Source organism: Microbacterium phyllosphaerae (genome assembly GCF_050628115.1).
GTDB lineage: Bacteria > Actinomycetota > Actinomycetes > Actinomycetales > Microbacteriaceae > Microbacterium > Microbacterium phyllosphaerae_A.
This window is the reverse complement of sequence record NZ_CP192502.1, coordinates 1,290,839-1,305,376: the sequence shown is the minus strand read 5'-3', so window position 1 is coordinate 1,305,376 and position 14,538 is coordinate 1,290,839. Positions and strand designations below refer to the sequence as shown.

13 protein-coding genes are annotated in these 14,538 nt (G+C 69.0%); 1 reads left to right on the top strand and 12 read right to left on the bottom strand.

Features of this window, described 5'->3' with window-relative positions; genetic code table 11:
• Nucleotides 1-47: 47 nt before the first annotated feature.
• From ACQ4LY_RS06025 to ACQ4LY_RS06015, 3 genes are read right to left on the bottom strand one after another with little or no spacing between them, the layout of a single operon-like run.
• On the bottom strand, nt 48-950 hold the full coding sequence (locus tag ACQ4LY_RS06025) for a carbohydrate ABC transporter permease (RefSeq protein WP_431075111.1): 903 nt from the start codon (nt 948-950) through the stop codon (nt 48-50).
• A complete protein-coding gene (locus ACQ4LY_RS06020) occupies nt 947-1,876 on the bottom strand; it encodes a carbohydrate ABC transporter permease (protein WP_431075109.1) in 930 nt (309 codons plus the stop codon). The genes ACQ4LY_RS06025 and ACQ4LY_RS06020 overlap by 4 nt, the downstream gene beginning before the upstream one ends.
• Nucleotides 1,873-3,882: a beta-galactosidase gene (locus tag ACQ4LY_RS06015; RefSeq protein WP_431075108.1), complete on the bottom strand. Its 2,010-nt coding sequence runs from the start codon at nt 3,880-3,882 to the stop codon at nt 1,873-1,875. Before ACQ4LY_RS06015 ends, ACQ4LY_RS06020 begins: the two co-directional genes overlap by 4 nt.
• 139 nt (nt 3,883-4,021) lie before the next feature.
• Here ACQ4LY_RS06015 and ACQ4LY_RS06010 point away from each other — a divergent pair, with 139 nt between their 5' ends.
• Nucleotides 4,022-5,032 carry a LacI family DNA-binding transcriptional regulator gene (locus ACQ4LY_RS06010; RefSeq protein ID WP_431075106.1) on the top strand — a complete coding sequence of 337 codons (1,011 nt, stop codon included), beginning with the start codon at nt 4,022-4,024 and terminating at the stop codon, nt 5,030-5,032.
• Here the strand turns inward: ACQ4LY_RS06010 and ACQ4LY_RS06005 are convergent.
• The 9 genes from ACQ4LY_RS06005 to ACQ4LY_RS05965 form a co-directional block, all read right to left on the bottom strand.
• Nucleotides 4,972-5,715 carry a DNA-3-methyladenine glycosylase gene (locus tag ACQ4LY_RS06005; protein ID WP_431075105.1) on the bottom strand — a complete coding sequence of 248 codons (744 nt, stop codon included), beginning with the start codon at nt 5,713-5,715 and terminating at the stop codon, nt 4,972-4,974. The two genes, ACQ4LY_RS06010 and ACQ4LY_RS06005, sit on opposite strands and share 61 nt — an antisense overlap.
• A 5-nt stretch (nt 5,716-5,720) precedes the next feature.
• Nucleotides 5,721-7,583 carry a hypothetical protein gene (locus ACQ4LY_RS06000; RefSeq protein ID WP_431075104.1) on the bottom strand — a complete coding sequence of 621 codons (1,863 nt, stop codon included), beginning with the start codon at nt 7,581-7,583 and terminating at the stop codon, nt 5,721-5,723.
• Nucleotides 7,573-8,388, bottom strand: a complete 816-nt coding sequence (locus ACQ4LY_RS05995; protein ID WP_431075103.1) for a TIGR03943 family putative permease subunit — start codon at nt 8,386-8,388, stop codon at nt 7,573-7,575. Before ACQ4LY_RS05995 ends, ACQ4LY_RS06000 begins: the two co-directional genes overlap by 11 nt.
• Nucleotides 8,381-9,391 carry a permease gene (locus ACQ4LY_RS05990; protein WP_431075760.1) on the bottom strand — a complete coding sequence of 337 codons (1,011 nt, stop codon included), beginning with the start codon at nt 9,389-9,391 and terminating at the stop codon, nt 8,381-8,383. Before ACQ4LY_RS05990 ends, ACQ4LY_RS05995 begins: the two co-directional genes overlap by 8 nt.
• Nucleotides 9,392-9,411: 20 nt before the next feature.
• The gene (locus tag ACQ4LY_RS05985) at nt 9,412-9,828 is read right to left on the bottom strand and encodes a Fur family transcriptional regulator (protein ID WP_042540517.1); all 417 of its coding nucleotides are present in this window, start codon (nt 9,826-9,828) and stop codon (nt 9,412-9,414) included.
• A 121-nt stretch (nt 9,829-9,949) separates the two neighbouring features.
• Nucleotides 9,950-10,819, bottom strand: a complete 870-nt coding sequence (locus ACQ4LY_RS05980) for a metal ABC transporter permease (RefSeq protein WP_431075759.1) — start codon at nt 10,817-10,819, stop codon at nt 9,950-9,952.
• Between the two features lie 5 nt (nt 10,820-10,824).
• A complete protein-coding gene (locus ACQ4LY_RS05975; RefSeq protein WP_431075102.1) occupies nt 10,825-11,679 on the bottom strand; it encodes a metal ABC transporter ATP-binding protein in 855 nt (284 codons plus the stop codon).
• On the bottom strand, nt 11,676-12,671 hold the full coding sequence (locus ACQ4LY_RS05970; RefSeq protein ID WP_431075101.1) for a metal ABC transporter solute-binding protein, Zn/Mn family: 996 nt from the start codon (nt 12,669-12,671) through the stop codon (nt 11,676-11,678). The genes ACQ4LY_RS05975 and ACQ4LY_RS05970 overlap by 4 nt, the downstream gene beginning before the upstream one ends.
• A 168-nt stretch (nt 12,672-12,839) precedes the next feature.
• The gene (locus tag ACQ4LY_RS05965; protein ID WP_431075099.1) at nt 12,840-14,519 is read right to left on the bottom strand and encodes a glycoside hydrolase family 13 protein; all 1,680 of its coding nucleotides are present in this window, start codon (nt 14,517-14,519) and stop codon (nt 12,840-12,842) included.
• Nucleotides 14,520-14,538 lie beyond the last annotated feature (19 nt).

Sequence of the window (14,538 nt, the reverse complement as noted above, 5' to 3'; positions counted from 1 at the left end):
TGTGGTGCGGGTGGTGCGCCGCCCGGTCGGTCCGGTCGGCTGCCTGCTCACTTCAGGGCGCCGGCGCCCAGTCCGTTGCGCCAGAAGCGCTGGAGCAGGAGGAAGGTGACGATCAGCGGGATGACCGACAGCAGCGCGCCGATCAGGACGAGACCGCGGAGTTCCGGCAGCTGGTTCAACTGGTTGTTCCAGTTGTAGAGACCGAAGACGACCGGGAAGAGTTCCTCGGAGCGGAGCATGATCATCGGCAGGAAGAAGTTGTTCCAGATGGCCACGAACTGGAAGAGGAACATCGTCACCAGAGCGGGGGTCATCAGGCGGATGCTGACGGTGAAGAACGTGCGGATCTCGCCCGCCCCGTCGAGTCGGCTCGCCTCGAGAAGTTCATCCGGCACGGACGAGGACGCGAAGATCCGCGCCAGATACACGCCGAACGGACTCACTATCGACGGCAGGAACACCGACCAGAACGTGTTGGTCAGCTGCGCCTGGCTGAAGATCAGGAACAGCGGCAGCGCGAGGGCCGTCGCCGGCACCAGCACACCGCCGAGCACGATGTCGAACATGAGGTCGCGGCCGGGGAACCGGTACTTCGCCAGGGCATAGCCGGCCATCGCGGCGAGCAGGGTCGCGATGGCACCGCCGAGTGCCGCATAGAGCACCGAGTTCATCAGCCAACGCAGGTAGATTCCGTCGCGGTAGGTGAAGAGCTCCGCGATGTTGTCGAGCAGATGGAAGTCGGCGAACCACAGCGGAGCGGTGGTCAGGATGTCACCCGTGTCCTTGCTCGAGGCCACGAGCAGCCACCACAGCGGCAGCAGGAAGTAGACCGTGAACACGGTCATGATCAGCATGGCGCCGGTGCGGGAGATGCCCGATTCGCGAGCGCCCTTTCCCCGCGGGGCCTGTGCTCGCGCGCCCTTGGGGGCGACGATCGTCATGGTGCTCATGCGTTCTGCTCCTTGCGCTGCATGTACTTCATGAATCCGAACGACAGCACGAAGGTCGTCACGGCGAGCACGACCGAGAAGGCGGCCGCCAGGTTGGTGTTCGGAATGGATGCCGTGGCGTACACGGTCATGTTCGGCGTGAAGGTGCTGGTGACCGCCGAGCTGAACGAGCGGAAGACCTGGGGTTCGGCGAGCAGCTGCAGCGTGCCGATGATCGAGAAGATCGCGGTCATGACGATCGCGGGGCGCACCAGCGGGATCTTGATCGACCAGGCGATGCGCCACTGACCGGCGCCGTCGAGGATCGCCGCCTCGTAGAGCTCCTGGGGAATCGAGAGCAGCGCCGAGTAGATGATCAGCATGTTGTAGCCGACGTAGACCCAGGTGACGACGTTGGCGATCGACCACAGCACGAGGTCGGCTCCGAGGAAGTCGATGTGCTTCGTGATCGCGGTGAACGGCGACAGGTTGGGCGAGAACAGCGAGCCCCACATGATGGCGGCGATGACGCCGGGCACCGCGTACGGCACGAAGAACGCGAGACGGAAGAAGCGCTTGCCTCGCACGAGCGGTGAATCCAGCAGCAGGGCGAACAGCAGGGCGAGGCCGAGCATGACCGGCACCTGCACGACGCCGAACGTCAGCATCCGCCCCATCGAGCTCCAGAATGCCTCGTTCTGGAACACGAGCACGTACTGGGCGAAGCCGCCGAACACCTCCTCCGCCTTGCCGAAGGTTCCATCGCGCTCGACCACGAGCAACGACTGCCAGAACGCGTAGGCGATCGGCACCACGTAGAAGAGGAGGAACAGGATGCCGAACGGCACGATCAGGAACGCGATGGCGCCCTTGTGCGGAATGCGTCGGCGCCGACCCTGCGCCTTCGGCGCTGAGGCGACCGCCGGAGCGGCGAGCGTGGTGGTCATACATCCTCCTTGATGATGCGGACCGCACCGGCCGGCACCGGGCCGGTGGCGGGGGCGTCGGTGACGAGGTCGTGACCTGCGGCCGCGACCTCGGCATCCGTGGATCCGTGGTTGATGACGAACAGGAACGAGCCGGCGTCGCCGGTGCGGCGCACGATCTCGACGTCGGGTCCGGCGCCGGGGACGGGCGCGACACTCGCGGATGCGGCGAGGCGTGCGATCAGTGCGCGGTAGTCCTCGCGAGCGGGCTGGGTGCCGAGGAACCAGGCCTCGCCCGCTCCCGTCGCGCGCCGCGTGATCGCGGGGTGTCCGGCGGCGGGGCCGTCGACGAACGACGCGATGACCTCGGCATCCGTGGCCTTCAGGCGCTCGCTCCACACTGTCGCGGTCGTGCCGTCGGTCAGGGTGACCGACTCGTCGGGACGGAGGGGCGCGAACTCCTCGGAGCGGATGCCGAGCAGCTCGCGGAACGCGCCGGGGTAGCCCCCGGTGCGGACCCGGTCTTCCTCGTCGACGATCCCGCTGAAGAAGGTGATGAGAGCAGTGGCGCCCTTCTCGACCGCGCAGGCGATCGCGGCGGCATCCGCATCGCTGATGAGGTGCAGGGCGGGCACGATCAGCAGACGGTAGCCGTCGAGGTCACTGCCCGGGCGCACGACGTCGGTGGTGACGCCGGCATCCGACAGTGCCGCGTGCGCCGCGTGCACCTGGCCGAGGTAGGTCAGCGCCTCACTCGGTCGACCCTCGTTCTCGGCGGCCCACCAGCTCTCCCACGAGAAGAGCAGGGCGGCGTCGGCGGCGACACGGGTGCCGGCGACCTCGCCGAGACGCTCGAGCAGACCGCCGAGCTCGACGACCTCGCGCCACTGGTCGGAGTCCTCACCCGCGTGCGGCACGAGGGCCGTGTGGTACTTCTCGGCCCCCTGCGTCGATGCGCGCCACTGGAAGAAGCAGATGCCGTCGGCACCGCGGGCGACGTGCGATGCGATGTTGCGCCGCAGCTCACCCGGAGCCTTGGCGAGGTTGTACGGCTGCCAGTTCACGGCGCCCGTCGAGGTCTCCATGAGCAGCCAGGGTGCGCCCTGCGCGAGGCCGCGGGTGAGGTCGGCGGCGAACGAGAGCTCGCCCCGCGCGTCGTCGAGGCGACGGTCGAGGTAGTGGTCGTTGGCGATCAGGTCCATCTCGCCCGCCCACGTCCAGTAGTCGAGGTTGCGGATGTGCGCGGTGACCATGAAGTTGGTCGTCACCGGCACGTCGCTGCGCTCGCGCAGGATCGCGGCTTCGGCGCGGTAGAGAGCGAGCTGCTCGTCGGAGCTGAACCGCTGGAAGTCGAGGATCTGACCGGGGTTGCGAAGCGAGAGCGCCTGGCCGGGCACGCGCACGTCGTCGAAGTCGCTGTAGCGCTGGCTCCAGAACGTCGTGCCCCACGCGCGGTTCAGCGCGTCGATGTCGTCGTAGCGATCGCGCAGCCACCCGCGGAACGCCTCGGCGCTCGTGTCGCAGTAGCAGAGCGCGTTGTGGCAGCCCAGCTCGTTCGACACGTGCCAGAGCGACACGGCGGGGTGGTCGCCGTAGCGTTCGACGACGCGGGTGACGACCTCGGCGGCGTAGGCGCGGAACAGCGGCGAGCTCGGGCAGTAGCCCTGGCGGCCGCCCTGCTGGAAGACGGTGCCGTCTTCGCCGACCGGAAGGATCTCGGGATGCTGCGCGGTGACCCATGGTGCGGGAGAAGCGGTGCCGGTGCCGAGGTTGATGCGGATCCCTGCGGCGTGCAGTTGCGCGATGATCTCGTCGAGCGCGCTGAAGTCCCACACTCCCCTGGCCGGGTTGATCGACGACCAGCCGAAGATGTTGATCGCCACGAGTCCTACGCCGGCCTGCTGCATGAATCGCACGTCTTCGGGCCAGACGCTGCGGTCCCACTGCTCGGGGTTGTAGTCGCATCCGAAGACGAGGCCGCGCCCTGCAGAGAGGGTGGCGATGCGATCGGACACAGCGGCGGCCATCGGTGACGCTCCTTTGCGGTTCATGTGTGCACGTGCACAGCTCGCGGCATGAAGACAGCATCGGGATTTCTGTGAACGTGCACACATCGTCGCATGTCTTCGCGAATCCCGTCAAGTCCGGGTCGCTAGGCTGTCGATCATGAGTACTTCCGCCCGCCGTCGCAGCACCGTGCACGACGTGGCGCGCGTGGCAGGCGTCTCGAGAGGAACCGTCAGCCGCGTGATCAACGGCGGGTACGTGTCGGACTCCGCGCGCACCGCGATCGAGGACGCGATCCGAGAGGTCGGCTACGTGCCGAACACCGCGGCGCAGAACCTCGTGCGCCAGCGCACGCAGGCCATCGCGTTCATCGTCCACGAGCCGCACGCGCTGTTCCTCGAAGACCCGAACATCGGCGCCATCATGCTCGGCACGAACGAGACGCTGTCGGAAGCGGACTACCAGATGGTGTGCCTCGTCGTGGACTCGGTGCGAGACACCGAGCGCGTCGCCCGCTACCTCAACGGCGGATTCGTCGACGGCGCCGTCATCGTCTCGGCCCGTGCGCAGGACCCGATCACCAAGGCCGTCATGCGGCTCGATCTTCCGGTCACCTACGTCGGCCACCCGCCAGACGTGGATGCCGCCTGGGTCGGCGTCGACAACCGCGGGGCAGCGCAGGCCGTGACCTCACGCCTCCTGGAGACGGGGCGCACGAGGGTCGGCATGATCGCCGCAGCCCTCGACCGCGACTCGGGCACGGATCGCCTCGCGGGGTTCACCGACGCGCTCGGCGACGCCTTCGACGCGGATCTCGTCGAAGAGGTGCCGCTGTACTCCTACGCCGATGGAGCCGCGGCCATGACCCGGCTGCTCGAGCGCGCTCCCGACATCGACGGCGTGTTCGCCGCCTCCGATGCGGTCGCGGCCGGCGCGATGTGGGCGCTCCGCGAAGCCGGTCGCCGTGTTCCAGAGGACGTGGGAGTGGTCGGCTTCGACAACAGCACCTGGGCGACCCGCACCACCCCGCAGCTCTCGACGGTCGACCAACCGGCGGAAGGCCTCGGGGCTGCGGCCGCGGCATCCGTGCTGGCGCAGCTGCGCGACGATCAGCGTCCGCGCGAAGGGATCCTGCTGCCGACACCGGTCGTCTGGAGAGACTCGGCCTGAGCGCCCCTCCCCCAGCGGAACGACGAGACCGTGGGGTCGCCGGCGATCCAGAATCGCCAGGGGAACGCCTCGGTGCCGGCGATGCCCGCCACGCCGACCCGCGGCCCGGTCGCGACCTCGGCCACCGGCTCGTCGCGCAGCCACAGCTCGGCGCGGGCGCCCTCGAACTCCTCGCCGGTGATCGCGTCGATGCCGTCGTGGATCGGATGCCGCAACCCCACCGCCTGCCCGAACCGGCCGGGCCCGCGCGCGAGGTCACGCAGCGCCGTCTTCGTGAGAGGCGTCTTCGCGAGAGGCGGCATCGCGCCGCGGCGCACGGCGACGGCATCCACTCCTGAGACGACCTCGCCCGCACGCATCAGGATTCCGCCCGCCTGACCCTCCGGCCCGCACACGACGTTGACGCACGAATGGATGCCGTGGCTCAGGTAGACGTAGAGATGCCCCGGCTCGCCCCACATCGTCGCGTTGCGCGCGGTGCGCCCCATGCGCGCGTGCGAGCCCGGATCGGCCTGGGGGCCGGTGCCATGTCCGTGATATGCCTCGACCTCGGTGAGCCGGAGGCGCACCTCGGAGCCCGCCACGAGCGTGCGCAGCTCGGCCCCGAGCAGCAGCGGGGCGACGTCGACCGCCAGCCCGCTCAGCTCGGCGCGGGTGGCACGGTGCAGGGAATCCGACGACATGACGTCTAGAACTGCGGAGCCGTCTGACACCACGAGGCGTCGAAGCCCGTGAGCGCCACGATCTCGTCGCCGGTGCGCAGGTCGAGCAGGTGCGTCTCGAGGTTCTGCGGCAGGGGCAGCAGCATCTGGTCGTAAGGGTTATCTGCGAGGTCGGGAGCGATGACGACCGCGGCGTACTGCCCGCTCGGTGAAGCGCAGGCCTGCAGGATCGAGTCGGTCGAATCGACCTCGACCAGGGGCGTCGCCTTTCCGTCGTCATCGACCCGCACGACCGCCTGGCCCGTCGGCATGCCGTCGGCCGCCCGCGCGACGACGTGACGCAGCGTGCCTCCCGGGAACGGCGTGATCGTCGTCGCCGTGCCGTAATCGGGATCCGATGCCTCGAGCGGCACCTCGGTGCCGTCGGCGAGGTTCAGCTCCACGACCGAGCCGTCGAGCCTCTCGACGATCGCCGTGTACGTGCCACGGGAGATGCCCTGGATCGTCGTCGCGAGCCCGAGCGACTGCACACCGTCGTCCGTCGAGCGGTCGACCAGCGACAGCGCGCCGTCGAAGTCGATGAAGAGAACGGCGGCGGTGTCGGGCACGAACTGCCAGACGAAGATGTTCGCCTCTTTGTCGCCGACCTCGGTGATCACGGGCTCGTCGTCGCCGCTGAGCGACTGGGTGACCAGCACGCTCGCACGACCCTCGGTGTCGCTGAGCTCCTTGTCGGAGTAGCTGTAGCCGACCAGTCCGCCGCGGTCGGACACCTGGATCGCGCCGACGTAGCCGACACCGGGAAGCTTCAGCTCGCGCTGATTCCCGCCCTCGCGGTCCATCACGAGCAGCTTCGAACCTTCGTCCTCCTCGAGCGAGACGACGAGCTGCGACGACGTCGCCCGGAAGTCGTTGATGCTGTCGGCGGTGAACACCGGCACGGCCTTCTCGCCCGAGAGATCGGTGCGGAAGATCGTGTCCTTGCCTTCGACGTCGCGGCGCAGCAGGAAGATGTTCGACGCGGGAGTCGAGAAGGTCGTCGTGAGGGTCGCGGCCGGTCCGCCTCCTGCGCCCACCGCGTCGGCGATGCTCACGGTGTAGTCGGTGTCGTCGTCGAGCGGCACGGTGAAGCGGATGCCGATGCCGCGGCCGGCCGCGTCGAGCGTGAACGGCACTGCGGGCTCGACCGTCACCTGTGATTCGTCGATCGTCGCGAGCGACTGGTTCGCCGTGAGGATGACGCGACTGCCTGAGGTCTCGATCGCTTCGGTCGGGTTCACCTGCACCTCGGTGATCCGCGGCCCCTGAGTCAGGCTGACGGCGCCGAGTCCCGCGCCGACCAGCACGAGAATGCCGAGCACGGCGCCGAGAGCCAGGAGGAATCGGCGGTCGCGCGGGGCCGCCCGCCCCTTCGCGGGCTTCGGCTCTTTCTCGGGCTTCGGCTCCTTCGCCGGCTTCGGCGTCTTGGCGGGCTTCCGCTTCTCGGATGCGGGGGACGCGTCATCGGTCGCAGAGGGAGCGGGGGGCACGTAGTCGGTCGAGGAGCGAGCCGCGAACGTGGTCGTCGAATCGGCATCCGGGGGCACGAAGGTCGAACGCGTCGGCCGCTCATCGCCCTTCGGGCGAGCCGCGGGGCGCCTGTCGTCTCGGTCGGCTCCGCCGGCCTCGTTCGACGAGGGAGCTGCCGCAGTCCCGCCACCGGTCATCGAGCGAGCCGCAGGCGAGTCGAGACGCGGCTCCGCAGCGGAAGACGTCTCGTCGGGGTCGGCTCCGCCGGCCTCATTCGACGAGGGAGCCGCAGCGGCAGCCTCGGCCTCTCGGGCGGCGCGCATCTCGGCACGCGTGCGAGGCGCCGCCGGCACGTCGGGACGCTCGTCGTCAATACTCATACGGGTCCTGCGGCTCGTCGATCGGCGTGACCGAATTCGGCTCGACGTGCAGCGATCCGTCGGCATCCGCCTTGATCGTGCCTTCGACCTCGACCCACTGGCCGGTGTCGAACTCGCCCGCGTCGATCGTCACAGGCAGGGTCGCCGGCTGCGCGTCGATCACGCAGTGCGTGATGACCAAGCGCGTGAGGTTGACCTCATCGGCATCCGTGGGGGTGACGAATCCGGTCAACGTGACCGTCTTGCCGTCGTAGGCGGCGGTGTTGGTCGCCGTCGCGAACACGCTCGCCCAGTCGCCCACACCGAAGGTCGAGGTGTCGGCGACGCCGAGGGTCACGTCGTCGGCGCCTGCGAACAGCGCGGTCTGCTCGCCGACCCGGGACATCGCGAGCTCGACCGACAGCGATGCCGGCGGAAGCACGAGAGCTGCGACGACGACACCCGAGGCGATGACCCCGCCCGTCACCGTGCCGACGACGGCGAGGCTGCGTCGCGGCGCGGCCGGTGCATCCGCATCGTGGGCGTCGCCGTGGTCGTGTCCGTGATCGCCCTCTTCACCGAGCGGCAGCGTGCACGACCAGACGGCGCCCGCGAGCGTCACGACGGCCGCACCGCACGCGAACCACACCGACTCGGGGCTGATGTAGAGGTTCAGTCGGCCGGTGAGGCCGAGTCCGAGAGTGACCACCGAGATGACGGTGGCGAGGCCGATGCCGAGCCAGCGCGAGCCGAGAGCGCGGGCGCGCGAGGGCTCGTGATCTGCGTGTGTGTGCGTGTGCGTGTGCGTGTGCGTGTGCTCAGACAAAGACGTTCACCCCGATCCCGATGGCGAAAGCAGCGAACAGCACGACGCCCACGATGCCGACGAGCGTGCGGGTGGTGAAGGTCGTACGCATGAGCGCGAGCATCTTGACGTCGACCAGCGGCCCGACGAGCAGGAACGCCACGAGCGCGCCGGAGGAGAAGGTCGAGGCGAACGACAGCGCGAAGAACGCATCGACGTTCGAGCAGATCGCGACCGTCATCGCGAGAGCCATCATCGCGAGGATCGACAGCACCGGGTTCGAGCCGATCGCCAGCAGCACGTCGCGAGGGATGAGCACCTGCACGGCCCCGGCGAGCGCCGAGCCGATCACGAGCGCCGGCATCACCGCGCGCAGCTCGACGAGGAACTGCGTGAGGCTGCGGCGCACCGGGGTGCCCGGTTCGTGGGTGACGCGGTCGCACGTGTCGATGAAACGCTGCGTGAGCAGCGAGTCGGGCGAGGGGTGACGGCTGTAGATCCAGCCGATCAGGTTCGCGATCAGGTAGCCGCCGATCAGGCGGGCGACCAGGATGCCGTCGTCGAAGCCGAAAGCCGCGTGCGTGGTGAGAATGACGATCGGATTGACGATCGGAGCGGCGATCAAGAAGGTGAGCGCCTCGGCGGGGGCGAGTCCGCGCATCATCAGACCGCGGGCGAAGGGCACGTTGCCGCACTCGCACACCGGGATCAGCATGCCCAGCAGCGACAGCACGGCGCGACGCGCCCAGGCACGCTTCGGCAGCCAGCGGTGGATGACGTCGGCGGGCAGCCACACCTGCACGACGATGGAGAGCAGCACGCCGAGGATCACGAACGGCAGCGCCTCGATCAGCACGCTCAACGCGAGCGTCAGGCCGTCCTGCGCTCTGTCAGGGAGACTGGCGGTGAACAGGGTCGGCAGGAACCGGTCGACCAGGAACAGGGCCGCCACGATCACGGCGCCGAGCGCGACCCCGATCCACGGCGAGCGCGGGGATCGCGTGGGGCGGTGCGAATGCGGCATCCGCGTGGCGGTCTGGGCGCTCACGCGTTCGCTGCCTCTTCGGCGTCGCGCTTGTTGGTGCAGGAGGCGCACAGGCCGAAGATGTCGACGACGTGCGCGGCATCCGTGAATCCGTGCAGAGCTGCGGTGCGATGCGCCCACTGCTCGACGTCGGTGGCCTCGATCTCGACCGTGAGCCCGCAGTTGCGGCAGATCAGATGGTGGTGGTGGCCCTGGGTGGTGCAGGCACGGTAGAGCGCCTCGCCCTCGGGGCTCTGCAGCGAATCGGCGTCGCCTGCGGCTGCGAGTCCGGCGAGCGCTCGGTAGACGGTCGCCAATCCGATGCCGGTGTTGTCGTCGCGCAGGGAGGCGTGCAGGTTCTGCGCACTGACGAACCCGCGCGCGTCGGCGAGGGCTTCGCGCACGCGATCGCGCTGCCAGGTGTTCCGCTGAGCCATACCGACGATTCTAGGCGCGCCGCCCTTGCCGGGCCCTGGGAACGTCAGGCGGCCTTCGAATCGCGCACCTGGCAGATCCGGGGACCGATTTCTTGCAAAGTGCGCGATTCGAACGCAACCGTCAGGCCCGCACGCGGCGCACACCGCCGCGGGCGCGCTGGACGATCCAGCACACGACGTAGATCGTGAACGACAGGGTGGTGATGTACGGACTCACCGGCAGAGTGCCGGCGAGTGCGAGCAGGATGCCGCCGACGGCCGACACGAAGCCGAACAGCGCCGCGAGCAGCGGCACGGCCACGGGCCCCGCGGTGATGCGCATCGCTGCGGCGGCGGGTGTCACGAGCAGGGCCATGACGAGCAACGCCCCGATGATGTGCACGCTGACCGCGACGATCAGACCGAGCAGCACCATGAACAGCAGGCTCACCGCGCGCGTGGGCACGCCGCGGGCGGCGGCCGACTCGGGGTCGAGCGAGTCGAAGCGCAGCGGGTTCCACATGAGCAGCAGTCCGAGCAGCACGACGATGCTGATGCCGAGCAGCCAGCCGAGGTCGGGGCTCGAGACAGAGACGATCTGCCCGGTGAGCAGGCTGAAGCGGTTGGCGCTGCGCCCGTCGTAGAGCGACAGGAACAGGATGCCGAGGCCCAGGCCGAACGGCATGAGCACGCCGACGATCGAGTTGCGGTCGCGTGCCTTGGATCCGAGGATGCCGATCAGGATCGCCGCGACCAGAGCACCGCCGAGCGATCCGACCACCACGCTCCCGCCGAACAGCAGCGCCGCGGCGGCACCGGCGAACGACAGCTCGCTGACTCCGTGCACCGCGAATGCGAGGTCGCGCTGCATCACGAAGACGCCGATGAGTCCGCCGACGATGCCGAGCACCGCGCCCGCGATGATCGAGTTGGCGAGCAGGGCGACGAGCTCGCCGTAGTCCTGGAACGAGAAGACGTCGCTCCAGTCGACAGTCTGGACGATGCCGGTCATGACGTTCATGCGGCACCTCCATGGTCGTGATCGTGGTCGTGCAGGTGGTGGGGTTCGGCATCCGGCACCCCGACGACGACCAGCCGGTCACCGGCTCGCAGCACGAAGACCGGGGTTCCGTAGAGCTCGGTCAGGACTCGTGTCTGCAGCACCTCTTCAGGGGTGCCGAGCACGAAGCGACCGCCGGCGATGTAGAGGATGCGGTCGACGCGACCCAGGATCGGATTGATGTCGTGTGTCACGAAGAGCACGGCCGCGCCACGATCGCGACGCTGACGGTCGATGATATCGGTGACGGCGACCTGGTTCGCGAGGTCGAGGTTGGACAGCGGCTCGTCGCACAGCAGCAGGCTGGGCTCGTCGGCCAGGGCCTGGCCCACACGCAGCCGCTGCTGCTCGCCGCCCGAGAGCAGTCCGACCCGACGGTCGGCATAGTGCGAGGCCCCGACCGAGGCGAGCAGCTGGTCGACCTTGGCCCTGTCGCCGCGATGCGGGATCGGGAAGCCGAAGCGGCTGCCCTGCACCCCGAGCGCGACGAGATCGCGGGCCCGCATGCTCGTGTCCGGGGCGAGTGAGCGCTGCTGCGGGATGTAGCCGATGCGCGGGTTGCCCTTGCGCACGGGCCCGCCCGCGACGGTGATCTCGCCGGCCGACAGCGGCTGCAGGCCCAGGATGCTGCGCAGCAGCGTGGTCTTGCCCGAACCCGACGGGCCGAGCACGGCGATGAACTCGCCGGGCTCGACCGTGAGGTCGAGGCCCGACCACAGTTCCCGGTCACCGCGCTGGAGGGCGGCTCCCCGCACCTCGAGCACCGGGCTCGACTTCTCGGCTCCTGCCCGCGCGTCGGCGGCGGCGCTCACGACTGCAATGCGTCGGCGAGGCTCTGGATCGCGTCACTCATCCACTCAGAGTACGACGATCCTTCGGGGAGCAGCTCCGTGAAGGCGACGACCGGGATGCCGGCATCCGTTGCAGCATCCTCGACGCGCTGCGTCTCGGCTCCGCCGGTCTGGGCATTCGTGAGCACGGCGCGTACGTCTCCGGCTTCGATGACGTTGAGGGTGGCGAGCAGGGTGGCGGGGGCGACATCGCTGCCCTCCTCGACCGATTCGGCGAAGCCCTCGGGCGTGACGTCGGTCAATCCGGCGGCCTCGGCGAGGTAGCCGGGCACCGGTTCGGTGATGATCACGTTCGCACCGGCGGCATCCGTCCTGAGCGTCTCGAGATCGGCCTCGAAGCCCTCGAGGTCGGCGACGATCTCCTCGGCGTTCGCGGTGAAGTCCGCCTCGCCGTCGGGGTCGAGCTCGGCGAGCTCCTCGGCGATGGCCTCGACGACATGGATCATCGTGTGCGGGTCGAACCAGACATGCTCGTTGAAGCCCTCGATGTGGTCGTGGCCCTCGTGACCCTCTTCGCCTTCGGCGTGGTCGTGGTCGTGGTCCTGCTCGGTCGCGCCTTCTGCCTCGTCGGAGTGACCCTCGTTGCCGGGGAAGTCGTGCGAGAACTCGACGGCCGTCACCAGGTGCGGGTCGCCGGCATCCTGCAGCAGCGTGTCGATGAACGCGTCGTAGCCGCCGCCGTTCTCGATCACGAGGTCGGCCTTCTGCACCGAGAGACGGTCGCGCGCCGAAGCCTCGTACGAGTGCGGGTCCTGCGTCGCCGAGGTGATGATCGAGGTCACGTCGACGCGATCGCCACCGATCTGGGCCGCGAGCGAGCCGTAGACGTTGGTGCTCGCCACGACGGCGACGGTACCGCTGTCGCCCTCCCCCGCAGCGGGGGTGGTGGAGCATCCGGCCAGCGAGAGTGCGGCGATGGATGCCAGGGCGAGGGCGACGAGCGGCTTCTTCATGCTCTCACTCTAAACGCTAATGAGAACCATTATCAAATCGGCTTCCGGGCGGCAGCCGACCACCTGCAGGACCGAAGCACGGATGCGGGACGAGAAACCGTGTTCTCGTCCCGCATCCGTGCTTTCGTCCTGCGAACGACTCACCGGGGACGACTCAACCCATCCGGCTCAGCCGATCAGGCCGGGAGCGATCCAGACGGTCGAGTCATTCGGCACGGCGCGGTCGACGGTCGTGCCGAGCACGACGTCTGCGGCGTCCGCCCCGAGGTCGAACGGCTCGGTGCCGAAGTTCGTCACGATCTGCCAGCCGTTCGGGCGGGCGAAGCGCAGCACGTCGGCACGCCCGGTCTCGATCCACTCGAGGCTCTCGTCCGTCTGCAGCTCGTGTCGCAGGCGCAGCGCCTCACGGTAGAGCGACAGCGTCGACGACGGGTCGGCGTCCTCGACGTCCACTGCGTACGCCGCGAACCACTCGGGCTGGGGCAGGTGCGCATCGCCGGCTCCGAAGCCGAAGGACGAACCGGATGCCGTCCACGGCAGCGGCACGCGGCATCCGTCCCGCCCGAGTCCGTCGAACTCCGCTCCACGGAAGAACGCCGGGTCCTGGCGGTGGTCGGGGCCGATCTCGGCGACCTCGTGCAGGCCGAGCTCCTCGCCCTGGTAGAGGTAGGTGCTGCCCGGCAGGCCGAGCAGCAGCAGCGTCGCGGCGTGCGCCCGGCGGAGTCCCGCCTCACGGTCGAGCTGCTCGGCGGGGCCGCCGGCGGCGACCCACTCGACACCCTGCTTGACCCCGGTGCGGCCTGCCAGCGGAGCGAGACCGTAGCGCGTCGCGTGACGGGTGACGTCGTGGTTCGAGAGCACCCACGTGGTCGACGACCCGGTCGCATCCGACTGCGCCAGGTTGTCGGTGATGATCGTGCGGAACTGCGTCGCGTCGAAGTCGGCGACGAGCAGGTCGAAGTTGAACGCCTGACCGAGACCCTCGGCCGAGGCATACCGCGCTCGGCGCTCGGGAGTGCTCACCCACGCCTCGGCCACTGCCGTGCGCGGCGGGTCGTACTCGTTGAAGACCCGACGCCACTCGGCGTAGATCTCGTGCACGTCGTCACGGTCATGCAGCGGGTGATTGCCGTCGTGCGGCAGGAGTTCGAGTTCGGCGGTGCTCGGCAGCGGCTCACTCAGGTCTTTGGTGAGCATGTGCGCCACGTCGATGCGGAAGCCGTCGACCCCACGGTCCGACCAGAACCGCAGCGTCGTCAGGAAGTCCTCGCGCACCTCGGGGTGATCCCAGTTGAGGTCGGGCTGCTCGGGGGCGAAGCTGTGCAGGAACCACTGTCCGTCCTCGACTCTCTCCCACGCCGACCCGCCGAACGCGGCGGTCCAGTCGGTCGGGGGCTCGGAGCCGTCCTCGCCGGCACCCTCGCGGAAGATGTACCGCTCACGGGCGGCCGAACCGCGGCCTGCGGCGAGCGCCTCCTGGAACCACTCGTGCAGATCCGACGAGTGGTTCGGCACGATGTCGACGACCACGCGGATGCCACGGTCGTGGAGCGCTGCGACCATGTCGTCGAAGTCGTCGAGCGTGCCCAGGCGCGGGTCGACATCGCGGTAGTCGGCCACGTCGTATCCACCGTCAGCGAGAGCCGACGGATAGAACGGGCTGAGCCACACGGCATCGATGCCAAGGTCGCGCAGATAGTCGGCGCGCGAGACGATGCCCGGGATGTCACCGAGTCCGTCGCCGTTCGCGTCCGCGAAGCTGCGGGGGTAGATCTGATACACGGCGGCCTGTCGCCACCATGCTGCCGTCGTGTCGTCGCGGGTCTCGGTGAGAAGCGCATCGGTCATGAGGGGTACTGCTCCTTCG

Bases quoted from the DNA above. Each gene is read 5' to 3' on its own strand.
- ACQ4LY_RS06010 (WP_431075106.1), top strand. From the start codon at position 4,022: ATGAGTACTTCCGCCCGCCGTCGCAGCACCGTGCACGACGTGGCGCGC.
- ACQ4LY_RS05970 (WP_431075101.1), bottom strand. From the start codon at position 12,671: ATGAAGAAGCCGCTCGTCGCCCTCGCCCTGGCATCCATCGCCGCACTC.
- ACQ4LY_RS06000 (WP_431075104.1), bottom strand. From the start codon at position 7,583: ATGAGTATTGACGACGAGCGTCCCGACGTGCCGGCGGCGCCTCGCACG.
- ACQ4LY_RS05980 (WP_431075759.1), bottom strand. From the start codon at position 10,819: ATGACCGGCATCGTCCAGACTGTCGACTGGAGCGACGTCTTCTCGTTC.
- ACQ4LY_RS06020 (WP_431075109.1), bottom strand. From the start codon at position 1,876: ATGACCACCACGCTCGCCGCTCCGGCGGTCGCCTCAGCGCCGAAGGCG.
- ACQ4LY_RS05990 (WP_431075760.1), bottom strand. From the start codon at position 9,391: ATGCCGCATTCGCACCGCCCCACGCGATCCCCGCGCTCGCCGTGGATC.
- ACQ4LY_RS05965 (WP_431075099.1), bottom strand. From the start codon at position 14,519: ATGACCGATGCGCTTCTCACCGAGACCCGCGACGACACGACGGCAGCA.
- ACQ4LY_RS06025 (WP_431075111.1), bottom strand. From the start codon at position 950: ATGAGCACCATGACGATCGTCGCCCCCAAGGGCGCGCGAGCACAGGCC.
- ACQ4LY_RS06005 (WP_431075105.1), bottom strand. From the start codon at position 5,715: ATGTCGTCGGATTCCCTGCACCGTGCCACCCGCGCCGAGCTGAGCGGG.
- ACQ4LY_RS06015 (WP_431075108.1), bottom strand. From the start codon at position 3,882: ATGGCCGCCGCTGTGTCCGATCGCATCGCCACCCTCTCTGCAGGGCGC.
- ACQ4LY_RS05985 (WP_042540517.1), bottom strand. From the start codon at position 9,828: ATGGCTCAGCGGAACACCTGGCAGCGCGATCGCGTGCGCGAAGCCCTC.